The 15,738-nt window shown below is 70.5% G+C and carries 12 protein-coding genes; 5 read left to right on the top strand and 7 right to left on the bottom strand.

From position 1 onward, the window contains the following. Positions 1–107 precede the first annotated feature (107 nt). The 3 genes from D7Y11_RS27615 to D7Y11_RS27605 all read left to right on the top strand — a co-directional run bounded on the left by D7Y11_RS27615 (position 108) and on the right by D7Y11_RS27605 (position 5,125). Positions 108–1,721: an adenylate/guanylate cyclase domain-containing protein gene (locus D7Y11_RS27615; RefSeq protein ID WP_120580830.1), complete on the top strand. Its 1,614-nt coding sequence runs from the start codon at positions 108–110 to the stop codon at positions 1,719–1,721. A 17-nt stretch (positions 1,722–1,738) separates the two neighbouring features. Further along, entirely contained in the window at positions 1,739–4,111 is a 2,373-nt protein-coding gene (locus D7Y11_RS27610) for a serine/threonine-protein kinase (RefSeq protein ID WP_126935192.1), read from the top strand. A 117-nt stretch (positions 4,112–4,228) separates the two neighbouring features. Further along, positions 4,229–5,125 (top strand): hypothetical protein, encoded by an 897-nt coding sequence (locus tag D7Y11_RS27605; protein WP_121755757.1) that lies wholly within the window; start codon positions 4,229–4,231, stop codon positions 5,123–5,125. Positions 5,126–5,176: 51 nt separating this feature from the next. Here D7Y11_RS27605 and D7Y11_RS27600 read toward each other — a convergent pair whose 3' ends face one another. The 4 genes from D7Y11_RS27600 to D7Y11_RS27585 form a co-directional block, all read right to left on the bottom strand. Further along, a complete protein-coding gene (locus tag D7Y11_RS27600) occupies positions 5,177–6,985 on the bottom strand; it encodes a DUF4215 domain-containing protein (RefSeq protein ID WP_120580828.1) in 1,809 nt (602 codons plus the stop codon). A gap of 131 nt (positions 6,986–7,116) precedes the next feature. Beyond that, positions 7,117–8,538 carry a sugar porter family MFS transporter gene (locus tag D7Y11_RS27595; protein ID WP_120580827.1) on the bottom strand — a complete coding sequence of 474 codons (1,422 nt, stop codon included), beginning with the start codon at positions 8,536–8,538 and terminating at the stop codon, positions 7,117–7,119. A gap of 169 nt (positions 8,539–8,707) precedes the next feature. Next, positions 8,708–10,306, bottom strand: coding sequence for a sigma 54-interacting transcriptional regulator (locus D7Y11_RS27590; RefSeq protein ID WP_126935191.1), 1,599 nt, complete (start codon positions 10,304–10,306; stop codon positions 8,708–8,710). Further along, on the bottom strand, positions 10,303–11,139 hold the full coding sequence (locus tag D7Y11_RS27585) for an MBL fold metallo-hydrolase (RefSeq protein WP_121755759.1): 837 nt from the start codon (positions 11,137–11,139) through the stop codon (positions 10,303–10,305). Before D7Y11_RS27585 ends, D7Y11_RS27590 begins: the two co-directional genes overlap by 4 nt. A gap of 211 nt (positions 11,140–11,350) precedes the next feature. Between D7Y11_RS27585 and D7Y11_RS27580 the strand changes: the two genes are divergently transcribed. Then, positions 11,351–12,112, top strand: coding sequence for a ParA family protein (locus D7Y11_RS27580; protein WP_120580793.1), 762 nt, complete (start codon positions 11,351–11,353; stop codon positions 12,110–12,112). A gap of 4 nt (positions 12,113–12,116) precedes the next feature. On the opposite strand, the gene D7Y11_RS27575 is transcribed toward D7Y11_RS27580, so the two are convergent. Further along, positions 12,117–12,734: a dihydrofolate reductase family protein gene (locus tag D7Y11_RS27575; RefSeq protein ID WP_126935190.1), complete on the bottom strand. Its 618-nt coding sequence runs from the start codon at positions 12,732–12,734 to the stop codon at positions 12,117–12,119. A 120-nt stretch (positions 12,735–12,854) separates the two neighbouring features. Continuing rightward, positions 12,855–14,249, bottom strand: coding sequence for a S9 family peptidase (locus D7Y11_RS27570; RefSeq protein ID WP_126935189.1), 1,395 nt, complete (start codon positions 14,247–14,249; stop codon positions 12,855–12,857). 70 nt (positions 14,250–14,319) lie between these two features. Here D7Y11_RS27570 and D7Y11_RS27565 point away from each other — a divergent pair, with 70 nt between their 5' ends. After that, positions 14,320–15,231: a glutaminase gene (locus D7Y11_RS27565; protein ID WP_126935188.1), complete on the top strand. Its 912-nt coding sequence runs from the start codon at positions 14,320–14,322 to the stop codon at positions 15,229–15,231. Positions 15,232–15,248: 17 nt separating this feature from the next. Here the strand turns inward: D7Y11_RS27565 and D7Y11_RS27560 are convergent, their stop codons facing one another. Then, complete coding sequence (locus D7Y11_RS27560) at positions 15,249–15,734, bottom strand: SMI1/KNR4 family protein (protein ID WP_233597449.1); 486 nt, start codon at positions 15,732–15,734, stop codon at positions 15,249–15,251. Between the last annotated feature and the right edge of the window lie 4 nt (positions 15,735–15,738).

The raw sequence follows: 15,738 nt of genomic DNA, 5'->3' as shown, positions 1-15,738 counted from the left end.
GGTTCACGGACGCGGCCGGGCGGCGCTCGGGGGCCCGGAAGCCCAGGCCCACGGACGGCAGGAAGGTCTTCCCGCCCAGGTCCGGGTCGCACCCGCGCGGGCCGCACCTGACGGGGCGGTTCGCGGACGGGTCGCTGGGGGAGTTTCCCCTGGGCCCCACCACGTCGCTCGGCCGCCATCCCTCCAACACGCTGCGGCTGGTGGACCGAGAGGTCTCCAAGGAGCACGCCACCATCGAGAAGGTGGGGCGCGACTTCGTGCTGCGCGACCTGAACTCGTCCAACGGCACCTTCGTCAACGGGCGCCGGGTGACGGGGGAGATGCGCCTGAAGGACGGGGATGAGATCGCCCTGGGCTCCTCCAGGCTCGTCTTCCACAGCGGCGAGGCCCTGCCCGGCGGAAGCAACCCGCCCACGCTGCCGGGCGTGACGGTGGTGGCCAACGCCGTCTCCATGCCGGCCTTCCTGGCGCAGATGGACCAGGTGCCGCAGAACTTCCGTCCAGCCGACCAGGTGACGGACACCGCCGCGCTGCGCCGGGACTACGAGAAGCTGCGCATCGTCCACGAGTTCCACCGGCAGGTGAGCCTCAAGGGCACGCAGGACGACCTGTTCGAACAGATTCTCAAGGTGGCCTTCGAGCTGCTCGCGGCCGACCACGGCGTCATCCTGAAGGTGGGTCCGCAGGGGGAGTTCATCCCGGCCGCGGTGCACCACCGGCAGGGCAAGCAGGTGAACGTCATGCTGTCGGACACCGTGCTCAAGCGCGTGGTGGAGACGGGCAAGGCGGTGCTCACCGCGGACGCCATCATCGACGAGCGCTTCTCCGCCGCGGAGAGCATCGTGGCGCAGGGCATCCGGTCCGCCATGGCGGTGCCGCTGCTCGTCAACGGCGACATCATGGCGGTGCTGTTCCTGGACAGCCGCCAGCAGATCAACGCCTTCTCGGAGAAGGACCTGACCATCCTCTCCGGCATCGCCGCGCAGGCGGGCATCGCGCTGGAGAACGCGGCCCTGGCGGAGCAGATCCGCAACGAGGCGGTGACGCGCGCGGAGCTGTCGCGCTTCCTGTCCAAGGCGGTGGCGGACGCGGTGATCAACGGCGGCACGGAGGACCTGCGCCAGAGCCGGCTCGCGGAGGTGAGCTGCCTGTTCGCGGACATCCGTGGCTTCACCACCCTGGCGGAGAGCGACTCGCCGCAGGAGGTGGTGTCGATGCTCAACAGCTTCTTCACCGCCATGGCGGACGTGGTGTTCCGCTACGAAGGCAACCTGGACAAGTTCATCGGGGACTGCGTGATGGCGGTGTGGGGTCCGCCGTCGTCCCACCCGGATGATCCGGCCCGCGCCTTGCGCGCCGCGCTGGAGATGCAGGACGCCGTCACGGAGCTCAACCGGCAGCGCGTGCTGGATGGCAAGAAGCCCATCGAAGTGGGCATCGGCGTGAACACCGGCCAGGCCGTCGTGGGCTACATGGGCAGCGCGGAGCGGCACGAGTTCACCGCCATCGGCGACACCGTGAACACCGCGTCGCGGCTGTGCGGCATCGCGAAGAGCGGCGAGGTGCTGGCGTCGGAGGCCACGGTGCGCAAGTCCGGGCCGGGCTTCGACGTGGAGGAGCTGCCGGTGCTGCAGCAGGTGAAGGGCAAGGAGAAGGGCGTGCAGACCTTCCGCGTCCACGGCGCGGAGCTGACCACTTCCACCTCCCGCAAGGTGCGCTGACGGTGCGCTCCTCGTCCATGACGACGACCCAGTCGTGCCCCAACTGCGGCACGGTGCACGACACCCGGGTGTACGTGAGCGGCCAGAAGGTGACGTGCCGCTGCGGCATCCGGTTCGAGGTGCGGCGCGCGGACGTGTCCGGCATCCACCGCCCGGACGTGTCCGGCATCCACCGCCCGCCCGAGCCGTCGGGCATCCGTCCGGCCGACAAGGTCCACGACGAAGCAGGCAACGCGGTGACGTTCACGCCGCGCACGGCGGATGAACCGCCAGAATCGACTTCACCTTCCGCCGCTCCAGGTGTTGGAGCGGGCGGGGAGGACTCGGTGGGACAGGAGATCAGGGCCGGCTCCGTCCCAGGGGGCAACGAGATGAACATCCCGCGACCGGATGGCGTGGGGAAGGCGGACGAGGGCGAGGTTCCCGCGGGGGCGGTGTCTGCCTCCGCCGAGGGCCGCGACGCGCCTTTGTCTGGAGTGGCATTGCCCGCGACGGGCCCGGTGGCAGCGGAGGCGGTCGGGGCCACGCTGGTGCGCCCGGAGTCGCTGGGGGTGAAGGCCCCGCGCGCGCCCCTGAACACGGGCATCCGCGACATCGAGACCGCGGAAACGATTCTGACGGGCGCGAAGCCCGAGCTTCCGGGCCTGGAGCTCCTGGAGGTGCTGGGGCGCGGCGGCATGGGCGAGGTGTGGCTCGCGCGCCAGCGCTCCCTGGGCCGCACGGTGGCGGTGAAGATGCTGCCGCCCCGGCTGGCGAAGGACGCGGAGTTCGTGTCGCGCTTCGACAAGGAGGCGACCGCGCTCGCGGCCCTGAGCCACCCGAACATCGTGCAGATCATCGACCGGGGCGTGCAGGGCGAGCACTACTACTTCGTCATGGAGTACGTGGAGGGCCAGTCGCTGCGCCACGCGCTGAGCGGCAGGGACCCGATTTCGCCCGCGCAGTCGCTGAAGGTGCTGCTCCAGGTGGCGCGCGCCGTGGAGTGCGCGCATGCCAAGAACATCATCCACCGCGACCTGAAGCCGGAGAACATCCTGCTGGATGGGCGGCTGCACGCGAAGGTGGCGGACTTCGGCCTGGCGGGCATCCGCGAGCCGGATTCGGAGAAGCAGCTCACCGCGACCGCGGTGGCCATGGGCACGCTCAACTACATGGCCCCGGAGCAGCGCCGGGACGCGAAGAACGTGGACGGGAGAGCGGACCTCTTCTCCCTGGGCGTGATGATGTACGAGGCGCTCACGGGCGAGCTGCCCGTGGGCCGCTTCAAGCTGCCGTCCGAGCGCGTGCGAGGCCTGGATCCGCGCCTGGATCCGGTGGTGGAGCGCCTGCTGGAGACGGACCGCGAGGCCCGCTACGCCACCGCCACGGAGGTGTGCGAGGCGCTGGAAGAGCTGGTGACGGCCTCGTCGTCGCCGCACGTGGTGGCGCCGGCGTCGGCGCTGGCGCGTGCGCGGACCTCGCACGTGGCTCCGATGAAGTCCCCGACGGCCGCCGAGTCCGCCGTGCTGGACACGATCCACGCGGGCTGGGGCCGGGTGCGCACCGGCCTGTCCGTGGTGGGCGGCCTGGCCGTGCTGGGCCTGGCGGTGCGCGCCTTCGTGGGGCCGGTGAGCCTGCGCCTGGGCGACGAGGAGTACGGCCTTGGCCGCCCGAAGCCGCCCCCGCTCACGGAGCTGCACTTCCCGGCCAACACGGAAGGGGAGGTGTTCTCCGGCCTGAGGCTCACGCCGCCCGAGGCCGGCTCGGCCAGCTCCACCCTGGAGCTGGGCTTCGGGCCGGGCGAGGAGGAGATCAACGTCCACAGCGGCACGTGGACGATGGACCAGGGGGAGCTGCGCGTCGTGCAGGCCGGCCGCGAGGCGGACGGCAAGCTGGTGCCGCGCGCGTACCTGGCGCACCGCTACTTCACGAGCGACGACTTCACGGCCGAAGTGCTGATGGACGTGAACCCGCTGGGGAAGCAGTGGTCGGTGGAGGAGGACGGGCAGCACTTCGGCGAGCTGGCGTTCCGCATCCGCGACGTGCAGGTGTCCGTCTTCGCCATCCCCGACGCGGGCATGCGCCTGTCGTGGCGCTACTTCTCCCCGGAAGACGGGCATGAAGTGGTGGGCAACAGCGCCGAGGACACCAAGAACCTGGTCCAGGACGAGATGCCGGTGCCGAAGCAGGGCCCCTTCCTGGTGAAGCTCCAGCTCAAGCGGCAGAAGAGCGGCGTGCGGGTGGACGCCTTCCTCAACAAGAAGCTCTTCGCCTCCAAGGTGCTGCCGGGCTTCGAGGGCCGCGTGGGCAAGCTGGCGCTGGGCTGCCGCAACCTCGAGTGCATCTTCGATGACCTGAAGGTCGTGGGGCCGCTGCAGGAGCGCCCCGTGCGCCGCGTCCCCGGCGAGTAGTCCGCCGCGGCCTTCCGGCAAGGGGATGGGGCTTGCCGCCCCGTCCGCCCGTTCCCACCTTGCTCCCGCCGGGCTCCGTCGTCTCGGGGCCGTCCGGCACGCGGGCGGGGGTGGGGCATGGCCGTGGACCTGGGGCGCGTGCTCCTGCTGCCGCTCTGTGGCGTGGGCCTGGCCCTGCTGCTCCGGGCGACCTTCACCCTGGGGCGGACGCCCACGGACGCGCGGCCTCGCTGGATGCTCGCGGGCTTCGGGGCGCTGGCCCTGGGGCTGGTGCTCTTCGTCCCGTGGATGCGCGGGACGCCGCTGGTGCCCGTGTCGCCGGACGTGCTGGTGAAGGCGCTGGCCGCCGTGCTGCTGGTGCTGGCCGCGGGGGTGTCCGCCCGGGGGGCCCGGGTGCGCCTGCGGGCGGATGCGCTGCGCGGCGCCGCGCCCATGTCACTCGATGAGGCGGTGGAGGCCCTGCGCGCGGGGCGGCCCCCGGGCTTCGGCGTGTACCGGGGCCAGCTGGATTCCGTGGAGACGCTGACGTCGCCGGGCGGCGTGCCGTGCGCCTTCTACGACGCGGCGGTGCACGCGCTGGGGACGCATGGCCGGAAGGGGCCGCTCCTGTCTCGCGAGCGCGCGTACTCGCCGGTGCTGATCCTGAAGGGCGAGCGCACGCGGGCCGCGGTGGGCTTCGCGCCGTCCGCGCTGCTGGCGCCGGTGGAGGTGCGCCGCTGCCTGGCGCCGCCCGCGCTCACCCGGGCGGAGTTGCTGGGCGCGCCCGCGCAGGCGCTGTCCTGGGAGCGCGTGGGCGTTCCTGGGGAAGCGTGCCTGGTGGTGGGGGAGCTTGAGCGCGGATCCCTCGACGGCACCTATCAACTGCGCGGGCGCGGCGGGCGTCCGGCGCTGATGGTGCTGGGGGAGGGCGCCACGGGCACCGGCGGGGTGTTGTCCCGCCGGGCCTGGAGGCACTTCGCGGCGGCCGGGGCGCTGTCCCTGGCCGCCGTGTTCATGCTCGCCCGGACCCTGTGAGGTCCGGGCGGAAGTCCCCGGTCCGCGAGGGAACCAGGGACGGCGGGACGACTACCCCGGATCGATCTGGCAGTTGTTCGGGCAGTTGTCGAAGTTGTTGGTGTTGCCGTCGTCGCACGTCTCGCCGAAGTTGTACTGGGTGATGCCGTCGCCGCAGCGGGCGTTCCAGATGCAGGTGAGGCTGCACTTGCCGTAGCCCGGGCCGTTGAGGTTGCCGTTGTCGCACGTCTCGCCCTGATCGACCGTACCGTTGCCGCAGGTGGACTTGCACTCGGTGCGCTGGGTCTCGAAGTTGTTCAGGGTCAGCCTGTACGAGGACTGGGACGTGTGGCGCTCCGCCTGGAACACGACGACCTCGTAGATCTTGCCCTTCACCAGGCCCAGGCCTGACACGGTGGCCGCGTCCGCCAGGGACACCGTGCCGGAGGTGGCACCGTGCACGCCGCCCAGGTCCAGGGCGAGCTTGCGGTTGATGAACACCCAGACGTCGTCGTCACCCAGGAACGTCAGCACCTCGTTGCCCTTGAACTCGAACCAGTAGCGCGTCTCGCTGGTGAAGCTGAAGTTGCGCTTGATGCCGTTGTTGTCGTTGAGCCGGTTCTCCTTGCCCAGGCCCACCCAGCCGCTGTCGTCGAGCGGGAAGAAGGTCTGGTCGTCGAACACGTAGGAGTTGTTGGCCTGCTTGTCGAGCTTCAGCGTGCCGACCTCGGTGACGTTGATGTTGGCCGTGTCGCGGTACCACTGGTCGAAGGCCGTCTTGCCGTGGGTGGTGCCGGAGGACACGCCCTCCTTCGCATAGACGGGCTTGCCGTCCGCGCCGAGGGCGGCGAACTTCGCGCCGACGATGCCCTGCTCCGCGCCGTTCGCGTCGTCGAAGTCCGGGTGGATGGTGGCGGGGTAGTTGCCACCGACGGGCTGACCCTTGCCGCGGAAGTCGCGGTAGACGACGGGGATCTCCACCACGTCCGGCAGGGTGCCCTTGACGTTGAAGCAGGCGAAGCCCGCCTCCAGCTTGCAGTCGGACGAGCAGCCGTCGTTGGAGCGGGTGTTGCCGTCGTCGCACTGCTCGGTGGTGTCACCGGGGAGGATGACGCCGTCGCCGCAGCGGGCCTCGCAGGTGCCGTTCACGCACCGGGGCTCCAGCACGCACAGCGGCGAGCAGCCGTCGCCCATGTCGTGGTTGCCGTCGTCGCACTGCTCGGTGCCTTCCTTCTTGCCGTCGCCGCAGGTCGTCTTCGCGCACGGCTGGCCAATGGTGTCGCACTTGTAGCCCTGCTCCAGGCGGCAGGTGTCGCTGCAGCCGTCGCCCTTGATGAGGTTGCCGTCCTCGCACTCCTCCTCGCCGGCGATGATCCTGTCACCGCACTCGGCGGCGCGGCAGCGCTGTCCCTGGAAGGGGCAGGACCAGCCGGTCTCCACGGCGGAGCAGTCCGCCTTGCAGCCGTCGTTGGACTCGTTGTTGCGGTCGTCGCACACCTCGCCTTCCTCGACGATGCCGTTGCCGCACGCCGTCGCCACGATGCAGGGCCGGCCCGACACGGGACACTCGAAGCCGACCTCGACCTCCTTGCAGTCGAACGTGCAGCCGTCACCGCTCACGGTGTTGCTGTCGTCACAGGCCTCGCCCTTCTGGACCTTGCCGTCACCACAGACCTGGGGACCCGGGTCGTACGTGCCGCCGTCGGGCTGCTTGGTGGGGTCGCCGCCGTCGGGACCCGCGTCGCTCTGGCCCCCGTCCGTGATGTTCGTGCCGCCGTCTTCGTCCGAGCCTTCGTCGCCGGGACACGCTGTCAGTGTGAGGAGGAGGGAAGCGAGCAGGACGCTCGCAATCCGGGGGAGCAGGGGGGAATGTTTCAGCATGAGGGTGATGCTGAAAGCCTGTGACCCCAGGTGTCAAATGGATCAGGTGTTTTCTCACCCAGCCGATGCGTAAAAATGAAGAAAGCCCGTAAGGGTGTACGGGCTTCCGTGTATCGCCCTGTCTCGCGGGGCTACATCTGTTCCAGCTCCTGACCCTTCGTCTCGCGGATGTACTTCGCGGCGAAGAAGATCGAGAAGACGGCGGCCGCGGCATAGAGGCCGTACGCCCAGCCAAGTCCCACGGCCTGCAGCGACGGGAACGTGGCGGACACCAGGAAGTTGGCCAGCCACTGCGCCATGGCCGCGATGGACAGCGCGAGCGCTCGGATGCGGTTGGGGAACATCTCGCCCAACAGCACCCAGACGATGGGCCCCCACGAGAAGCCGAAGAAGACGACGTAGAGGTTGGCGGCGATGAGCGCGGTGGTGCCTGCCGCGCCCTGCAGCACGGGCTTGCCCGCGGCATCCAACGGCGCGGTGCCGAAGAGGTACGCCAGCAGGCCCAGCGTGAGCGCCATGCCCACGGAGCCGATGAGCAGCAGGGGCTTTCTTCCAACCTTGTCCACGAACGCGATGGCCACGAGCGTGGTGAGGATGTTGGTGACGCTGGTGATGACGGTGATGGCCAGCGCGTTGTGCTCGGAGAAGCCCACCGCCTGCCAGAGGACGCTGGAGTAGTAGAAGATGACGTTGATGCCCACGAACTGCTGGAGCATCGCGAGCACGATGCCGATCCACACGATGGGCAGGAACCCGAAGCGGCCGCCCTTCAGGTCCGCCAGGTGCGGTGTGTAGTTCGTGCGCAGCGAGCGGCGGATCTCCACGACCTTGGCGGGCGCGGCGTCCCCCTCGATGTCGCTCAGCACGCTCAGCGCCTCCTGCTCACGGCCCTTGGCCACGAGGAAGCGCGGGGACTCCGAGATGAAGATGGCGCCGATGCCGTAGAAGAGCGCGGGTGGCAGGCCGCTGAAGAACATCCACCGCCACGCGGTTAAGCCCAGCCAGGTGGGTTTGGAGGCGGAGCCCGCGTAGAGCGCGATGGCGAAGTCCCCCAGCAGGGCCACGAAGATGCCGGACACGATGGCCAGCTGTTGCAGGGACGCCAGGCGGCCGCGCAGGTACGCCGGGGCGATCTCCGCGATGTACGTGGGCGCGACGACGCTGGCGAAGCCCACCCCCAGGCCGCCCACCAGCCGCCAGAAGCTCAGGTCCCAGAGGGAGAACGCGAGCCCCGATCCGATGGCGCTGATGATGAACAGCGCCGCCGCGAGCATCATCGCGCGCCGGCGGCCGTAGCGGTCCGCGAAGGGCCCCGCGGCGAAGGCGCCCGCCGCCGAGCCGATGAGCGCGGAGGATACCGCCAGCCCCAGGCCCAGGCTGCTCGCGGCGAACTCGGCCTTCAGTGCGACGACCGTGCCGTTGATGACGGCGGTGTCGAAGCCGAAGAGGAATCCGCCCAGGGCGGCCACCACGGAGATGCCGATGATCCTGCCGGTCCGCACCTCCCGATGCGCCGGGGGCCCGCTTGAATGGGCATCGAGGACATCCGCCATGACGTGCTCCTTCCCCTCGGACGGGCACGTGTCCGGCCCTCGCGGGTGCGCACAACGGCCCTGAGGAGAGGTGCCCCCGGTGTCCGCCGAAAGGCACTCCCGGACAGGCTGCCGCCCCGATGGCCGCCCGTTGGGGGGCGGGGCTCGGGCTTCGAGGGCGATTCGAAGTTCAGCCCTCGTCCGCCAGGCCGTACTCCTTGAGCTTGCGGGCGAGCGTGTTGCGGCCGATCTCCAGCGTGCGCGCCGCCGCGGTGCGGTTGCCCTTCACGGCCTCCAGCACGCGCAGGATGTGGCGGCGCTCCACCTCCGCCAGCGGAAGGAGGAGCGGTGCGTCCGGCGCGGCGGCGGGCGCTTGCGGCGCGTCTGGCTCGGTGGGCGAGGGCGCACGGTCCAGGGAGGGCAGGGGCAGGTGCTCCTCCAGGATTTCACCCTCGGACAGCACCACGGCGCTTTCGATGCAGTTCTCCAGCTCGCGCACGTTGCCGGGCCAGCGGTAGCGCTTGAGCCTCGCGAGCGCGGTGGCGCCGAGGCGGGGCACGGGCAGGCGGTGGCGCTTCGCGGCGGTGGCGACGAAGTGACGGGCGAGCCGCTCGATGTCCTCCGCGCCGCGCTCGCGCAGCGGGGGCAGGAGCAGTTCCACGACCTTGATGCGGTAGTAGAGGTCCTCGCGGAACCGGCCCTCCGCCACCATGCGCGGCAGGTCGCGGTGGGTGGCCGCGACGATGCGCACGTCCACCTTGACGGCCTGCGTGCCGCCCACGCGTTCGAACTCGCGGTCCTGCAGCACGCGCAGGAGCTTGCCCTGCACGGCCTGGGGCAACTCGCCCAGCTCGTCGATGAAGACGGTGCCTCCGTCGGCCGCCTCGAACTTGCCGGGCATGCGGTGGTCGGCGCCGGTGAAGGCGCCCTTCTCGTGGCCGAAGAGCTCGTTCTCGATGAGGGCGGCGGGCAGGGCCGCGCAGTCCACCTTCACGAAGGGCTTGTCGCGCCGGGGGCCGTTGACGTGGATGGCTCGCGCGAAGAGCTCCTTGCCGCAGCCGCTCTCCCCGCGCAGCAGCACGGTGGCGTCCGTGGGCGCGGCCTTCTGCACCAGGCGGTAGAGCGCCTTGAGCGGCGGGGCTTCTCCGATGATGCGGTTGAAGAAGTAGCCCACCGGGGCCTGCGGCTGATCCTTCGCGCGCTGGAGCTCCTGGTAGAGGCTGGTGCTCTGGAGGGCGGTGCTCACCTGCGCCGCGATGTCGGTGAGCTTCCGGGTGTCGTCCTCCGTGAAGGGGCCGCCGCCCAGGCGGTTGAGCACCTGGAGCACGCCGTACACGGCGCCCGCCGCGTCGCGCAGCGGCACCGCGGCCAGGCTGATGGTGCGGTAGCCCGTCATCCGGTCGATGTCCGCGAAGAAGCGGCGCTCGCCGCGCGGGTCCGGCACGTGCACGGGCTCGCCGGCCTCCGCCACGTAGCCCGCCACGCCCTGGCCCAGCTTCACGCGGATCTGCGCGACCTCCGGCAGGTGCGCCGCGCGGCTGAACAGCTCTCGGCGCACGGGATCCAACAGCCACAGCGTGCCCCGGTCCGCCTGGAGCGTGATGGCGATGCGGTCCACGAGCGTCTGGAGGAAGGCGTCCAGGTCCACCTCGCGCCCGACGAGGCCACCAAGGGGGAGCAGGACCTGGGACACATCCGGCGGGGACGAGGGCATGGCGGCGGGCAGCGGCGGAAGAGAGAAGGGCGCTGGAGACAGTCTATCGCACGGCTCCGGGCTCGCGGCGCTCATGCGCCCGCCGCGCGGCCCAGGAGCATGCGCTGGCCTTCACGCGCGGGCTCGGTGAAGGGGAACAGGCCGCGCGCCTCCTGCGCCATGTCCTCCAGCAGCTCGTCCGCGTGGGACGGGTCGTGGTGGAAGAGGAAGAGGCGCCCGGCGTGCAGGTCCTTGGCCACCTTGGCCGCGTCCATCATCGTCGAGTGGCCCCAGCCCTTCTTGGACATGCCCTTCTTGCCCTCGTACTCGTCGGGCGTGTACTGCGCGTCCAGGCACAGCGCGTCCGCGCCCTCGAAGTGGCGGGCCACGTCCGGCGTGAGGCGCTCCGGCAGCTCCACGTCCGTGGCGTACACGAAGGAGTGGCCGTCCGCTTCGACCCGGTAGGCCATGCAGCCGTCCGGGTGGGGCACGTCGATGGGCGTCACCTTGAAGGGGCCCACCTCCACGGTGCGGCCGTGCATCGCGGCGCCGAAGGTCATCTTCGAGCGCATGGTGGACAGCGGCACCGGGAACTGCGGCGGGCGCATCTGCTGCGACAGCGTGGACTCCAGCGCCTGGGCACCATTCGCGCCGGGGCCGTACATCGTCAGCGACGTGGTGGGCAGGTACGCGGGCGTGAAGAAGGGGAAGCCCTGCACGTGATCCCAGTGCAGGTGCGAGAAGAACATCGTCGCCTTCTGGGGAGCGCCCTCGCGCATCATGACTTCGCCCAGCGTCCGGATGCCCGTGCCCGCGTCGAGGATCAGCCGCTCGCCCTGGCTCGTCACCTCCACGCACGCGGTGTTGCCGCCGATGCGCGAGCCCGACACCGCGATGCTGCCCCGAACGCCAAAGAAGCGGATTTCCATGGTGAGTCTCCTGATGCTTCGACACCCGCTGGGGGCGCCCTGACGTGGAGGGGACAGAGCACGTCCGATGCCAGCGCCAAGGGGCTGGAATCATTGGAGTCACGGGGGTGGGGCAGGGCGGGCTGCACCATTCTGGAGCGCTCCGGATGGGGCGGGTGGTCCAATCCGGAGCGGCCCCGCGCCGTGGGGGATTCCTGGTACATCCGGGGCCATGCCAACGATTGCGTTCTGCACCATCAAGGGAGGCGTCGGGAAGACGACCTTGTGTTCGCACGTGGCGGCGGCGCTGGCGGACGCGGGGCGCCGGGTGCTGCTGTTGGACCTGGATCCGCAGGCGCATGCGTCGCTGGTGCTGGGCCTGGAGACGCGTGAAGGCCCGTGCGTGGCGGATGCGTTCGGGCCCCGGCCGAAGCACAAGTTGGATGAGATCGTGGTGGCGTCGCCGAAGCGGCAGGGGCTGTTCATCGCGCCGGGGGCACCGCGCATGGCGGCGCTGGAGCGCGAGTTGTTCGGCTGGGGTCACCGGCTCCAGGCGATTCCGCGCGCGCTGAAGACGCTGTCGTGGACGCCGGACGTCATCATCGTGGACACGCCGCCGAGCATCGGCGCGTTCACGGAGGCCGTGCTGTGCTTCGCGGACGTGGTGGTGGCGCCGGTGCCCACGGGCGCGTTCGCGCTGCAGGGCCTGGGCGAGATTGAAACCGCGTGGCGCGACGTGCGCGAGCAGGGCGGCCAGTTGGTGGCCGCGGTGAACCTGTGGGATCGGCGCACGCCCGCGACCAACGAGGCGATGGAGGAGGCACTGAAGGATGTGACGGTGCCGGTGCTGAAGGCACGCATTCCGCGCTCGGAGTCCATCAACCAGGCGGGCCTGGGCTACGAGGTGGTGTTCGACGTGAGCCCGAACGCGGCGGGCGCGGAGGAGCTGCGCGCCATGTCCCGCGAGCTGGCGAAGCTCGCGGGGCTGCGCTGACGCATCAATCCAGTTGTCCGATGGTGCCCGTCCGCAGGGGCCCGGCGCGCCGGTAGGTGAGCAGCGCCACCCCGTTGGGCGTGATTCGGGACGCGGCCAGTTGCAGCATGCGAGGCTGCGTTCCCGCTCCGAAGAGGCGCCGGCCGCTGCCCAGCGTCACGGGGATGACGTGCAGGTGCAGCACGTCCACCAGGTCATGCGCCAGAAGGGTCTGCAGCAGGCCGCCACTGCCATGCACCTGGAGCTCGCGGCCGGGCGAGGCCTTGAGGCGGCGCACCGCCTCCACCGTGTCCCCCTCCAACAGCGTTGAGTTCGCCCAGTCCACGCGGCGCAGGGTCGTGGACGCCACGTACTTGGGCAGCGTGTTGAGCGGCCGGGCGATGGGGTGGTCCGGCGTCGTCACGCGCGGCCAGTAGCCGGCGAAGATTTCGTACGTCCCGCGCCCGAGCAGGAACGCGTCCGCGCGGGAGAAGATGTCGACGATGTGCGCCCCCATCTCCTCGCTGAAATGGGGTTGCACCCAGCCGCCATGGGTGAAGCCGCCGCTCGTGTCCTCCTCCGGACCTCCTGGGGCCTGCACCACTCCGTCCAGCGTCACGAACTCCGTCACCGTCAGTTCCATCGTCGCATCCGTCCCTTCCGGGCAGTCCCATTGCCCGTCCAAATTGGCGACGAATGGGCCACGTGCGGATCGACATGCCTGTTCGGGCGGGTGCCACCGGTGGGGCAGGCCTGCGCTGGCTCAGGGCGCGGGCAGACCCGGGGCCAGCGCCGAGCCCACGTTGGCGTCGGTGAAGGTCGTGCCCCAGACGGCGTTGAGCTCCTGGGCGATGAAGGCGGCGCCCGGCTGGAGCGTTCCCAGCGAGGGCTCGAACATCAGCACGCGCGGGTCGGTGAGCTCCAGCAGGCGGGGCACCACGTCGCTCACGTCGCGGCCCTGCTCCTGGGCGGCGCGCACGCCTCGCAGCCACGTGCGCACGGTGCCCTGGACGTGGGGGACGTAGAGGGGTTGCTCCGCCGCGCCCAGCGTCACGAAGAGGTGCCCCAGGCTCAGCGTGATGACGACGCCGCCGTGCGCGGTGAGCAGCGGTCCGTGGTCCGGCGACAGGGTGTTCCAGTCCACGGCCGGGAGGTTCTGCAAGTACATGGGCGTGAAGCGCTGCGGGGCCTGGGCGACGAGCGCGCGCGTGTGCTCCACGGGGATGAGCGTGTCCCAATCATCGTGGAGGATGAGGAACGGCGTCTGGATGGTGCTGGCCAGGTGGGCGGCGGTCCAGCGCGTGTAGTCCGTGCCGGGGGTGACGGGGTCGCCGCCGGTGGTGGCGTAGATGCGGCGGAAGTAGGGCTCGAAGAACTGCTGGTAGCGCGAGCGCATGGCCGGGTCGCTCACGCGCGCCGGCACCCATCGACTCACGTAGTCCACCTCCGCGGCGAAGTCGGACAGCGGGGACAGGGCGACGCCCACGGCGGGCACCACGGTGGAGGGGGCGTCCGCCGCGGCGTAGAGCGCCTCGTAGCCGCCCCAGGAGCCGCCGAAGATGCCGATGCGCGTGGTGTCCACGTTGGGGGCCTGGGCCAGGAAGCGCATGCCCGCGTTCATGTCGTCGCGGTCATTCTGGAGGTCGCCGCCCGCGTAGAAGCGGCCGAAGACGGCGAGCACGCCGAAGTCATGGAACAGGTGGATGAAGGCCTCGCCCGCGATGAGCTCCGGCGTGGTGGGCGTGAACGCGATGGGGGACGAGCCCGGCCCGTAGTGTGGCTCGCTGTCGTCCGGGTGGATGCCGGCGCCGCGCGTGGCCCACTTCGCGTCCACGGCCTCGCCGGTCCAGGCGATGCCGTCGTAGGGCTTGGTGAGCACCACCGTGGGGGACACGCCGGGCTTCCGGGGCGGGAACCACTGCGCATAGGTGGCGGCGCGGCCGGGCACCTCCAGCTTGAGCAACTGGTAGGGCCACGTCTGACCCGCGGCGTTGAGCTCCCCGGCGCCAAGCTGCGTCACCTGGACCGTGCCCGGATCCGTCGGCGTCTCTTCCGGGATCTGGCAGGCGTTGGTGGACGGGCTGGGGTTGCTGCAGCACGCGGTGGGGAGGGTGCCCAGGAGGGAAAGGGCCAGGAGCGTGGTCGGGAGGAAGCGCATGTCCCAGCAGACACCGCGGCGCGGAAATTCTGAAAGCGTCCCCGTCCTTTCCGGACGAGGATGGCGGCACATGGACTACCAGGCGGTGTTGTCGGAGGTCTGGGACGCGGTGCGGCCGGTGGTGGGGCAGGGCCGCGTGGCGACGTACATCCCGGCGTTGGCGGCGGTGGACCCGGGCCGCTTCGGCATGGCGCTCGCGACGGTGGAGGGGGACGTGTACGGCGTGGGGGACTGGCGCGAGCCGTTCTCCATCCAGAGCATCTCCAAGGTGTTCACGCTGGCGCTCGCGCTGTCGCGGGACGGGGACGCGCTGTGGAAGCGCGTGGGCAAGGAGCCGTCGGGCAATCCGTTCAACTCGCTGGTGCAGCTGGAGTACGAGCAGGGCATCCCACGCAACCCGTTCATCAACGCGGGGGCGCTGGTCATCACGGACCGGTTGCAGCGGCTGACCGGGGATGCGCGCGGCACGCTGCGGGACTTCCTCCGCGCGGAGAGCGGCAACCCGTCCGTGAATTTCGATCCGATCATCGCGGCGTCAGAGGCGGATCACGGTCACCGCAACCGCGCGCTGGCCCACTTCATGGCGAGCTACGGCAACATGGAGAGCGCCGTCCCGGAGGTGCTGGAGCACTACTTCTGGCAGTGCTCGCTGGCGATGAGCTGCGCGGACCTGGCCCGGGCCTGTGGTTTCCTCGCCCGGCATGGGCAGCGCGCGGACGGGTCGAGGCTGCTCACGCGCAGCCAGGCCAAGCAGGTCAACGCGGTAATGCTCACCTGTGGCACGTACGACGCGGCGGGGGAGTTCGCCTATCGCGTGGGGCTACCGGGCAAGAGCGGCGTGGGCGGGGGCATCATCGCCGTCATCCCGAACCGCTGTGGCCTGTGCGTGTGGAGCCCCGGGTTGGATGCGCGGGGCAACTCGGTGGCGGGCGTGGAGGCGCTGGACCGATTCACGACGCTGACCGGCCTGTCCATCTTCTAAAGACCGTGGCGTCGGGGTTACTGGCCCTGTTCTTCGAGGGCCTTCAGCCAATAGGACTTCCCACCGGACGTCAGCGCACCCGCCAGGAACTCCGCGAACGAGTGGGCGATGACCGGGCAGTAGTAGGGGTCCGGGAATCCCTCGCGGTAGCCGTCGCGGAGCGGATAGCGCCCATGTGTCTGTTGCCCCACGTCCAGGAGCGCAAAGTTGCTGTCCTGGAGTTGGCACACCGCATACCAGTCCGATGGACCCGCCGCGTCCGTATCGGCTTGGGACATGACGACCCGTGCGCGCCGCACCTCGGCGAGCGGCAGAATGGAGTAGGGCGCGTTGGAGCCGCGGAACAGCCTGGCTCCATCGAAGCGCGTGTAGAAGGCGCGCAGGTCCGGATCCAGGCGCCAGCCCATTCGAAGTTCGAACGCATCGACTGCCGCTGCCGTCGCGGGCGGATGTGGGAAGTGCTGGGCGGCCACGGCGTCGAGGAGTTCGGTCATCGTCGGCATGTGG

Source organism: Corallococcus sp. AB018 (assembly GCF_003986945.1).
In the GTDB taxonomy this organism is placed as follows: Bacteria; Myxococcota; Myxococcia; order Myxococcales; family Myxococcaceae; genus Corallococcus; species Corallococcus exiguus.
The sequence above is the reverse complement of the archived record's forward strand: the minus strand, read 5'-3'. Positions and strand labels throughout refer to the sequence as shown.